Raw genomic sequence first — 9,887 nt, forward strand, 5'->3', positions numbered from 1 at the left:
ACCGGGCCATCGACGCGGGGCGCCGTCTCCTCCCCCCGAGCCCCCCGACCCGGTCCGCCGGAGGGCCTCCCGTGTGGGAGGTGAGTAGCCGCACTGAACCACGGAATAGGAATATTGTCAATATTTTTCGGTGTATGGTGTCCCTTAATGACGGGAGCAGCGAATGGCGAACGAGTGGTCGAGTGCTAGGGGAAGCGTGGGATCATGGTTCGCGGTCGTGGACGGCGAACGGTTTCCGTGCGTTCATAAGCATTGGTGCGACGGGAGGGCGCAGACCTACAACGACCCATGGGTGAGGCGTGGGCGTGCGCACGCCGACGAGTTTATTGACGCTATCGAAGCGAACAAGACCGTCATACTGTGTGACGACGAAATAACCGAGAACGTGGGGCGGGAGCCGAGCTTCAAACGGAAGACCTACATTGCGGTTTTTGAAGTCATAGATGTGGTTTGCGACGACGACGGGCTACGATTCAAGTTCGCGAAGCGAGGCAGGACCCTTCGTTAGGAAGAGGCTCTCGCGTACCCCATTGCCACATCAAACGGCCAAGCTAACATACTGGCCATGGCCGGGACTAAGCGCGATTTCCAACCTCTCCTTGCTCCTGGCCGTCATGAGACATGTCTGGTTCAGGTGCACAGGCTATGCGTACTTCCTTTTGAAACATCTACGGCTAGGGAGGGGTTGTTTCAGAATTTCTGCAGATTCGCTCAAGCCTTCGAGGAACTCAAAATAAATTGTAGTATGCTGATAAATGGCAGCTTTGTTACAGAGAAGATAAATCCGTCTGACATTGACGTAGCGGTCATAATCGACCCGGATGTGGCAGAAAAATTGAGCCCAGAACAGGAGGCATTGATAAACTCAGTCAATGATAATTATTTTATTGATAAGATAGATGGTTTTGTTGAGACTGAGTTTCCAATAGGGCATCCGTTGTTCCGAGCGGGCGGGAATGAGATGTTATGGAGCGAGCAATACGGTAGAGAGCATCTTGGTGCTTGGCTTAAGGGGATTGCAGTGCTCAGGATAGGCGAGACCGATGTCGGACTACGCATCCGTCGCTGAAGAGGCCCGGCGGGCCTTTGCCTCTGTTGCCCGACTAGAAGCAGCTTCCATGCGGGAGCCGGACAGCAAGGCCTTGCGCATAAATTTGGCAGCAAAGCAGAAGCTGGCTGAGCAAATGCGCAGTCGCCTTATGGAGGCCGCTGAAGAGTCCCAGGTCGAAGTCTGCAACTATCGGCTCATACAAACCGAGAACCGGCGCTATGGCCTCTCCTATGTATCCGACTCGATGCTGAGCTATCAGTACCTTTTTACCCAAATCCACGATGCTCAGAAAAACGGTCGTAAGGATCGTGCGGTCTTTGGTACCGAGGCGCTTGAAGAAAGCATGCTTGAGGTCGGGTACACCTACAGCGGGTCACTCGGTTTCGTTCTTTTGGCCCCTGCTACCCGCGATTTATTCGCCACGGGTACACTGGACCGCTCAATCGAGACGCTATTTCAGGTGATCGACATGGAGCGTGCGCCTGATGTTCGGGAGGTCGCACTCGTGCTTGGCAACGCGGTTCTCAAACGCGTTCACGACTGGTCTGCCGCCAATGTGAAGGGTGGGTTTGACGCTGATGTTCGATGGAATCGCTCTGACGGGCGCCAGCTTGGCCAGTTGGTCGAGCGCGAACGAATGGAGCGTTTGGTAGGGCTAATCGAGGCCACGTCCGACACATCGAACGTCGAACTGCCTGTAATCGGAACGCTTGTCGGGATTGACGTAAAGGCCGGGACATTCCATCTCGTCGTGCCGAATGGCGGCGATTATCGAGGCGTCCTAGCTCCCACGTTTAACCGAGACTGGGAAGTTCGGGTGAACCGCAGTTACGCCGCGACGATCTTGGAAACGCGCACCACTCTGTATGCGACCGACCAAACTCGGCGAGAGCATGTTCTGCTTACCTTAAGTGAGTTGCAGGCTTCCTAAGCCACTCCGGCTTCTTCGGTGAGACGGCTTTGGCAAAGGCCCGCTCAAACGCCCCACCGGATTCGGTGCAGCCAAGCTCGCTCGCAGTCTGCTTGAAGTGTGCCAACTACTCACCGCCCTTCATCCTCCCGGCAAGCGTTCACAGGGCGGCGCGCAACCGCGAAAACCCCGCGTCGAGATCCGCCTGCAAATCCGAAAGATCCTCCAGGCCGATGTGGAAGCGCAGGCCCGGGCCGCCGGGATTCCAGCGGGTGGCGGTGCGGTACTTCGTGCAGTCGAACGGAATGACGAGGCTCTCGAATCCGCCCCACGAGAAGCCCATCCCGAACAGTTCAAGACCGTCGAGCATCGCCGCCACGGCCCGCTCCGGGACGGGCTCGAGGATGACGCCGAACAGGCCCGAGGCGCCGGAAAAGTCGCGGCGCCAGATCGCGTGGCCGGGATCGTCGGGCAGGGCCGGATGGAGGACGCGGGCCACCTCCGGCCGGGCCTGGAGCCACTGCGCCATGGCGAGCCCCTGCGCCCCGTGCTCGCGCAGGCGCAAGGGCATGGTGCGCAGGCCCCGCAGGGCCAGGAACACGTCCTCAGGCCCGGGGCACATGGCGAAGTGCTCGAAGGTCCGGTGCAGGGCCGGCCAGTATGTCGCGTTCGCCGAAGTCAGGCCGAGGAGCAGGTCCGAGCCGCCCGAGAGGTACTTGGTCCCGGCCTCGACCGCGATGTCGACGCCGCGCGCGTGCGGCGGGAACAGGAGCGGCGTCGCCCAGGTGTTGTCCATGATCACCGCCGCGCCCCGCGCGTGGACGATCTCGGCAATGGCCGGGACGTCCTGCATCTCGAAGCTCTGCGAACCCGGCGCCTCCACGAGCACGGCCTTCGTGGTGTCGCGCATCAGGTCGGCGATGCCGGCGCCGATCAGGGGATCGTAATATTCGACCGCGACCCCGAACCGTTTCAGGACGCCATCGCAGAAGATGCGGGTGGGGCGGTAAGCGGAATCGCTGACCAGCAGGTGGTCACCGGCCGAGACCACCGCCATCAGCGCCACGGTGAGCGCCGCGAGGCCCGAGGGCGTCAGCACGGTGCCGGCCGCACCCGCGAGTTCGCTCCAGGCACTCGTGAGGGAATCCGTCGTCGGCGTGCCGGAGGTGCCGTAATCGTAGCGCCCGCGCCGGTGCTGGAGGTCGTCGTAGGTCGGGAACAGCACCGTCGAGCCGCGGTAGATCGGCGTGTTGACGAAGCCGTGCTGGGCGGAGGGGTCGCGCCCCGCATGGACGAGGCGGGTGCTCGCCCCGAATCGGGCGGGATCGCGGGGGGGCGTGTTCGACATCGGCACCGGTGGGCGAGGGATGGACCTGCCGCGACCGAAGCCCGGCGCGCGCGGTTCCGTCAACCGGCGGCTTGACCGCGACGCGCGATCCTCTGCAATGCGCGCATGCGACTGGTCCGCGTCACACCCCTCGGCATGCTCCTCGGCGCCCTGCTCGCCGCATCTCCGGCGCCGGCCCAGGATGGCACCTTGGCCCAGGTGAAGGCGCGCGGGCACCTCGTGTGCGGGGTCAGCGGCGGGGTGGCGGGCTTCAGCATGCCCGACGGGCAGGGGCGCTGGCACGGCCTCGACGTGGATTTCTGCCGGGCGCTCGCCGCGGCCATCTTCGACGATCCCGACAAGGTGCGCTTCATCCCGCAATCCTCGGCCGCGCGCTTCACCGCCCTGCAATCGGGCGAGATCGACGTGCTCGCCCGCAACACCACCTGGACCCTGTCGCGCGACACCGCCGCGATGAACTTTCCCGTCATCACCTTCTTCGACGGACAGGGGTTCCTGGTCCGGAAATCCCTCAACATCAGCCAGGTCAAGCAGCTCGACCGGGCGACGATCTGCCTGCAGCAGGGCACCACCACGGAGCTCAACACCGCCGACTGGTTCCGCACGCGGGGCCTGAGCTACCAGGTCGTCACCTTCGCCAACAGCGAGCAGACGCTGGGCGCCTACGAATCCGGCCGCTGCGACGCCTACTCGACGGACAAGTCCTCCCTCTACGGCGAGCGCCTGAAGACCGCGCATCCGGAGGACCACATGATTCTCGACGAGGCGATCTCGAAAGAGCCCTTCGCGCCCGGCGTGCGCCAGGGCGACGATGCCTGGCGCGACCTCGTGGCCTGGACCCACTACGCGATGATCGACGCGGAGGAGGCGGGCATCACGCAGGACAACGTGGACCGGCTCAGGGGCGAGACGCTCAGCCCGGACGTGAAGCGCATCCTCGGGCTCGAGGGCAAGTACGGCCAGGGCCTCGGGCTCACCGACGACTGGGCCTACCGGATCGTCCGCCACGTCGGCAATTACGGCGACGTCTTCGCCCGCAACCTCGGCGACGGGACGCCCCTGAAGATCCCGCGTGGGCTGAACGCCCTCTGGACGAACGGGGGCCTGCAATACGGGCCGCCGATCCGGTGAGGGCGGCGCCGCCCGAATCCGGGTCCGGGCCGGGGACCAGATCCACCCGCGCCCTCGTGCTCCAGGCCCTCGTCGCCCTGGCGCTGGCCGCGCTGGCCTATGCGGCCTTCGCCAACGCGTCCGAAAAACTCGCGCGCCAGGGCATCACGGCCGGGTTCGGCTTCCTCGCGCGGGCCGCCGGTTTCGACATCAGCCAGCGGCTGATCCCCTACGCGGCCGCCACCTCGACCTATCTCGACGCGTTTCTCGTCGGCCTCCTCAACACGCTGCTGGTCTCGGGGCTCGCCATCGGGCTGGCCACGGTGATCGGGTTCGCCGTCGGCATCGCCCGGCTCTCGCCGAACTGGCTCGCCCGGACACTGGCGGCCACCTATGTCGAGACCCTGCGCAACCTGCCCCTGCTGCTCCAGCTCCTGGTCTGGTACGTGGCCGTGCGGGTGGCGCTGCCCGAGGCGCAGCACCCGGCGGCCTGGGGCGGGGCCTATCTCAGCCAGCGCGGACTGGTCCTGCCGCGGCCCGACTTCCAGGGCGCCGCCTGGCTCGTCCCCGTCGCCTTCGTGGCGGGCCTCGTCGGGGCCAGCATCCGGGCCCGGCGCGCGAAGCGACGGATCGAGACGGGCGCCGAACCCGGCCCGGTCGTGGGGCCGGCCCTCGCCCTCGTGCTCGGCCTGCCGGCCCTGGCCTGGATCGGGCTGGCGCTCGCCGGACACCCGGTCCCGGTCGCCTGGCCGTCCCCCGGCCCCTTCGGACCCGAGGGCGGGCTCGGGGTGCTGCCGGAATTCGCCGCGCTGCTACTCGGGCTCTCCACCTACACGGCGGCCTTCATCGCCGAGATCGTGCGCGCCGGTCTCGCCAGCGTGGCTCGGGGGCAGGGGGAGGCCGCCGCCGCCCTGGGCCTGAGCCGGGCCAAGACGCTGCGGCTCGTCACCATTCCCCAGGCCATGCGGGTGATCGTGCCGCCGCTGACGAGCCAGTACCTCAACATCACGAAAAACTCGTCCCTGGCGGTGCTGATCGGCTATCCGGACCTCGTCCACGTCTTCATGGGCACGGTGCTCAACCAGACCAACCAGGCCGTGGAAGTCGTGGCGATCACCATGGCGGTCTACCTCACCCTGAGCCTCGGCCTCGCCGCCCTCATGAACGCCTCCAACCGCCGCGCGGCGCCGATGACGCGATGACCATCGTCCGCGAAACCCTCCTGCCGCCGGCCCCGCCCCCGCGCCGCGCCGCCGGACCCGTCGGCTGGCTCCGGGACAACCTGTTCTCGGGGGCCGGCAACACCGTGACGACACTGGTGATCCTGGCCGGGCTGGCGCTGCTGCTGCCCCCGGTGTTCCGCTTCCTCGTCACCGACGCGGTCTGGCGCGGGGATTCGGGGGAGGTCTGTCGCCCGGAGGTGGCCGGGCACCCGGTGGGGGCCTGCTGGGCCTTCATCGGGGCCAAGATCAACTACCTCGTCTACGGCTCCTACCCGGCGGCCGAGCGCTGGCGCCCGAACCTGTTCTTCGGCCTCGTGGCGCTGGGCACGGCCTGGATGCTGTGGCTCGACGCGCCGCGGCGCGGCCTCGGGGCGGTCTTCGTCTTCCTCGTCGGCCCGCTTCTGTCCTACGGGCTGCTCTCGGGGACCCCGGTCCTCGGCCTCGCCCCCATCGCCACCAGCCTGTGGGGCGGCATCCTGGTGACCCTGGTGGTGTCGCTGGTGGGCATCGTCGCCTCGCTGCCGCTCGGCATCCTGCTGGCGCTGGGGCGGCGCTCGGACTTGCCGGTCCTGCGCTATGCCTGCATCGGCTTCATCGAGTTCTGGCGCGGGGTGCCGCTGATCACCGTGCTGTTCATGGCCAACGTGATGCTGCCGCTGTTCCTGCCCGGTGACCTCACCGTGGACCGGCTGGTTCGGCCGCTGGTCGGCATCGCGCTGTTCGCCTCCGCCTACATGGCCGAGGTGGTGCGCGGCGGCCTGCAGGCGATCCCCGAGGGGCAGGGCCGCGCGGCCCTGGCGCTGGGGCTGACCCGATGGCAGGCCATGCGCCTCGTCATCCTGCCCCAGGCCCTCAAGGTGGTGGTGCCGGGCATCGTCAACACGCTGATCGGCCTGTTCAAGGACACGACGCTCGTCTCCATCGTGGGGATCGCCGACTTCATCCGGGTGCTGGAGGCCGCCCGCGCCGATCCGCGCTGGTCGGCGCCGACGATCCCCGCCACGGCCTACGCCTTCGCGGCCCTGTTCTACCTCACTTTCTGCTTCGCGATGGCGCGCTACGCCGCCTTCATCGAGCGCCGCCTCGCCGCCGGCGAGCGGGGCCGGGCATGAGCGCCGGCCCCGAGACCCCTGTTCCCGAGACGCCCGCCGTCGAATTCCTGGGCGTGAACAAGTGGTTCGGCAGCGCCCACGTCCTGCGCGACGTCTCGCTCACGGTCGCCAAGTCCGAGAAGGTCGTGATCTGCGGCCCCTCGGGCTCGGGCAAGTCGACCCTGATCCGCTGCGTCAACGGCCTCGAGCCCTATCAAGGCGGCACCGTCCGGGTCGACGGCCAAGACCTCACCCCCGGCCGCATCCCGGCGGTGCGGCGTACCGTCGGCATGGTGTTCCAGAGCTTCAACCTGTTTTCCCACCTCACCGTGCTGGCGAACTGCACCCTGGCGCCGATCCACGGGCACGGGATCGGCCGCCGGGCCGCCGAGGCCCGGGCGCGGGACGAACTCGCGCGCCTCGCCATCGCGGATCTGGCGGACCGCTATCCCGGCCAGCTCTCCGGCGGCCAGCAGCAGCGGGTCGCCATCGCCCGCGCCCTCTGCCTCGACCCGGCAGTGATGCTGTTCGACGAGCCGACCTCGGCCCTCGACCCCGAGATGGTGCAGGAGGTGCTCGACACCATGGCGGATCTGGCGGCCCGCGGCATGACCATGCTGTGCGTCACCCACGAGATGGGCTTCGCCCGCCGCGTCGCCGACCGGGTGGTGTTCATGGACGCGGGCCAGATCGTCGAGGTCGCCCCGCCCGAGGCCTTCTTCGAACGGCCCGAGCATCCCCGCACCCGGGAATTCCTCGGCCGCATCCTCTGAGCGGAGTTGTGCCGGCGCAGGAAACGGCGCGCGGCGGACGGCTCCGGTTCATTAACGCAGATGCGCTAAATCCCGTCCGGTACTCGCGTATCCGGGAAGCCCGTCCCTTGCGTATCCTGCGGAACATCGTTGTCGGCAGCGTCTTCGGCGGCAGCGCCCTGGCCATCGCCTTCGCCTGCGTCGACCGGCTCGACCATCCGGCCCCCAAAGCCGCCCGATCCGCCGCGCCGGTGGCCACCCTCACCCGGGTCCGGCCGCCGGAGCCCACCGTGACGGGATCGCTGCCGGCGGAGACCGGCCCCTCGATCAGCGACATCCTCGGGCGCGACGGCGGCACGACGGCCCGGACGCCCGTGGTGCGGACGACGCCGCCCAAGCCCGCCACGGCGCGCGAGGCGGCCGCCAAGGTGACGCCGAAGCCCGCCGCGCCCAAGCCGCCCGTGAAGCGGACCGCCGAGGGCTTCGACACCGAGCGCCTCAACGCCCTGATGCGCGGCGACCCCGCCGTCACCCTCACCCGCGCGCGCTGAGAACGCGCCCGCCGCCGCGCCAGATCATCGCTCCGACGACGACCGCTCAGGTGAACCCGCCCGGGTGATCCCCGCCGAAGACTTGCTATAAGCCGCATCCGGACCCCGGTGCCGCGGCGAAGCGGCAGGAGGCGGCAAGAGGAGGCGGGCCCTTGGGTCTGATCTACGCGCTCGGCGCCTACCTGAGCTGGGGTCTCGTGGTCCCGGTGCATTTCCGCCTGCTCGACGCCGTGCCGGCGCCCAGCATCCTGGCCCACCGCATCGTCTGGTCGAGCCTGCTCGTCGCCGGCCTGCTCGTGGCCCTGCGCCGCCGGATCCGGAACCCCTTCCCCCTGGTGCGCCGGCACGGGCTCCTCGTCCTCTCGGCCGGGCTGATCGGCGTGAACTGGCTCCTCTACCTCCGGGCGGTGCAGTCCGGGCACATGCTCGACGCGAGTCTCGGCTACTTCATTAACCCGCTGATGAGCGTGGGCTTGGGCGCCGTGGTGCTCGGCGAGCGCCTGCGCCCGGTCCAGGCCGCGGCGGTGGCGCTCGCCGCCGGCGCCGTGCTGCTGGCCGTCGTCGCGGCCGGAAGCCTGCCCTGGGTCTCGCTGGCGCTGGCGGGGAGCTTCTCGCTCTACGGGCTCGCCCGCAAGGTCGTGGGGGTCGATGCCATGGTGGGTTTCGCCGCCGAGACGCTGGTGCTCCTGCCGGTGGCGCTGATCTACCTCGCGGCCTTCGCGCCGCCAGTGATCCAGGGCGACCCCGTGCGCGCCGGCCTCATCCTGCTCACCGGGGCCACCACGGCCCTGCCCCTGATCTGGTTCGCGGCGGCCGCCGAACGGCTCACCCTCGCGACGCTCGGGCTGATGCAGTACCTCGCGCCCTCCTGCCTCCTCGTGCTCAGCACCCTCGTCTACGGCGAGCGGCTGGAGCCCCACCGCGCGGTGCTGTTCGGACTGATCTGGCTGGCGCTGGCGATCTACGCCGTCGACGCCACCCGCGCCGCCCGGCAGGCGCGGGCCGCCTGAAGGCCCCTCGCCCGGGCGGGCGCAGCGTGCGATCCTGACGTCCCGGGAGAGGGTGATCCATGCTGACCAACCGCATCACCGACATCGCCGGTATCCGGGTCGGCCACGCCACCGACCTGCGCCTCGCCAGCGGCGTCACCGCCCTCCTGTTCGACGCGCCCGTGGTGGCCGGCATCGACGTGCGCGGCGGCGGCCCCGGCACCCGCGAGACCGATCTCCTCGATCCCGAGCGCACCGTGGAGCGCATCGACGCCCTGGTCCTCTCCGGCGGCTCGGCCTTCGGCCTCGACGCGGCGTCTGGCGTCGTCGCCCACCTCGCCGAGACCGGGCGCGGCTTTGCCGTCGGCCCCGCCCGGGTCCCGATCGTGCCGGCCGCGATCCTGTTCGACCTCCTCAACGGCGGGGACAAGGCCTGGGGCCGGTTCTCGCCCTACCGTGACCTCGGTCACGCGGCGGCCTGCGCCGCCGCGCGGGATTTCGCCCTCGGCTCCGTCGGGGCCGGGACGGGGGCGGCCACCGCGAACCTGAAGGGCGGGATCGGCTCCGCCTCCGCCGAGGTCGCGGGCTTGGTGGATGTCGCGGGCTTGGGCCTCCGGGTCGGCGCCCTGGTGGCGGTGAACGCCTTCGGCCGGGTAACGGTGGGGGCGGGGCCGCATTTCTGGGCCGCGCCTTACGAGATCGGTTGCGAGTACGGCGGACTCGGCGCCCCCGCGGCGATGCCGGCCGACGCCTTCGACTGGCCGCGCAAGGACCTATCGGGGGCGGGGGCCAGCACCACCCTGGCGGTGGTCGCCACCGACGCCGCCCTCACCAAGGCGCAGGCACGCCGCTTCGCCGTGAT

At 68.7% G+C, this 9,887-nt stretch carries 10 protein-coding genes; 9 read left to right on the forward strand and 1 reads right to left on the reverse strand.

Annotated features, from left to right (window positions below; translation table 11 throughout):
* Positions 1–745: 745 nt before the first annotated feature.
* Complete coding sequence (locus K2X24_RS09665) at positions 746–1,069, forward strand: hypothetical protein (RefSeq protein WP_292497209.1); 324 nt, start codon at positions 746–748, stop codon at positions 1,067–1,069.
* On the forward strand, positions 1,044–1,982 hold the full coding sequence (locus tag K2X24_RS09670; protein WP_292497210.1) for a hypothetical protein: 939 nt from the start codon (positions 1,044–1,046) through the stop codon (positions 1,980–1,982). The genes K2X24_RS09665 and K2X24_RS09670 overlap by 26 nt, the downstream gene beginning before the upstream one ends.
* Positions 1,983–2,121: 139 nt before the next feature.
* On the opposite strand, the gene metC is transcribed toward K2X24_RS09670, so the two are convergent.
* Complete coding sequence (metC, locus tag K2X24_RS09675; RefSeq protein WP_292497213.1) at positions 2,122–3,309, reverse strand: cystathionine beta-lyase; 1,188 nt, start codon at positions 3,307–3,309, stop codon at positions 2,122–2,124.
* 105 nt (positions 3,310–3,414) lie between these two features.
* Between metC and K2X24_RS09680 the strand changes: the two genes are divergently transcribed.
* From K2X24_RS09680 to K2X24_RS09710, 7 genes are all read left to right on the forward strand, one after another.
* Entirely contained in the window at positions 3,415–4,440 is a 1,026-nt protein-coding gene (locus K2X24_RS09680; protein WP_292497215.1) for an amino acid ABC transporter substrate-binding protein, read from the forward strand.
* Between the two features lie 56 nt (positions 4,441–4,496).
* Positions 4,497–5,621 (forward strand): ABC transporter permease subunit, encoded by a 1,125-nt coding sequence (locus K2X24_RS09685; RefSeq protein WP_292497218.1) that lies wholly within the window; start codon positions 4,497–4,499, stop codon positions 5,619–5,621.
* Positions 5,618–6,754 (forward strand): amino acid ABC transporter permease, encoded by a 1,137-nt coding sequence (locus tag K2X24_RS09690; RefSeq protein ID WP_292497220.1) that lies wholly within the window; start codon positions 5,618–5,620, stop codon positions 6,752–6,754. The genes K2X24_RS09685 and K2X24_RS09690 overlap by 4 nt, the downstream gene beginning before the upstream one ends.
* Positions 6,751–7,506, forward strand: a complete 756-nt coding sequence (locus tag K2X24_RS09695; protein WP_292497223.1) for an amino acid ABC transporter ATP-binding protein — start codon at positions 6,751–6,753, stop codon at positions 7,504–7,506. The genes K2X24_RS09690 and K2X24_RS09695 overlap by 4 nt, the downstream gene beginning before the upstream one ends.
* 107 nt (positions 7,507–7,613) lie before the next feature.
* The gene (locus K2X24_RS09700; protein WP_292497226.1) at positions 7,614–8,036 is read left to right on the forward strand and encodes a hypothetical protein; all 423 of its coding nucleotides are present in this window, start codon (positions 7,614–7,616) and stop codon (positions 8,034–8,036) included.
* Between the two features lie 152 nt (positions 8,037–8,188).
* Entirely contained in the window at positions 8,189–9,046 is an 858-nt protein-coding gene (gene rarD / locus K2X24_RS09705) for an EamA family transporter RarD (RefSeq protein ID WP_292497227.1), read from the forward strand.
* Positions 9,047–9,105: 59 nt separating this feature from the next.
* Positions 9,106–9,887: P1 family peptidase (locus K2X24_RS09710; RefSeq protein WP_292497230.1), on the forward strand; the 782-nt coding region annotated here is incomplete at its 3' end.

Source organism: Methylobacterium sp. (genome assembly GCF_019750675.1).
Classification (GTDB): domain Bacteria; phylum Pseudomonadota; class Alphaproteobacteria; order Rhizobiales; family Beijerinckiaceae; genus Methylobacterium.

What these genes read in the sequence shown, in the direction of transcription:
- K2X24_RS09680 (WP_292497215.1), top strand. Translation starts at nt 3,415, where the DNA reads ATGCGACTGGTCCGCGTCACACCCCTCGGCATGCTCCTCGGCGCCCTG.
- K2X24_RS09670 (WP_292497210.1), top strand. Translation starts at nt 1,044, where the DNA reads ATGTCGGACTACGCATCCGTCGCTGAAGAGGCCCGGCGGGCCTTTGCC.
- K2X24_RS09695 (WP_292497223.1), top strand. Translation starts at nt 6,751, where the DNA reads ATGAGCGCCGGCCCCGAGACCCCTGTTCCCGAGACGCCCGCCGTCGAA.
- K2X24_RS09665 (WP_292497209.1), top strand. Translation starts at nt 746, where the DNA reads ATGCTGATAAATGGCAGCTTTGTTACAGAGAAGATAAATCCGTCTGAC.
- metC (WP_292497213.1), bottom strand. Translation starts at nt 3,309, where the DNA reads ATGTCGAACACGCCCCCCCGCGATCCCGCCCGATTCGGGGCGAGCACC.
- K2X24_RS09690 (WP_292497220.1), top strand. Translation starts at nt 5,618, where the DNA reads ATGACCATCGTCCGCGAAACCCTCCTGCCGCCGGCCCCGCCCCCGCGC.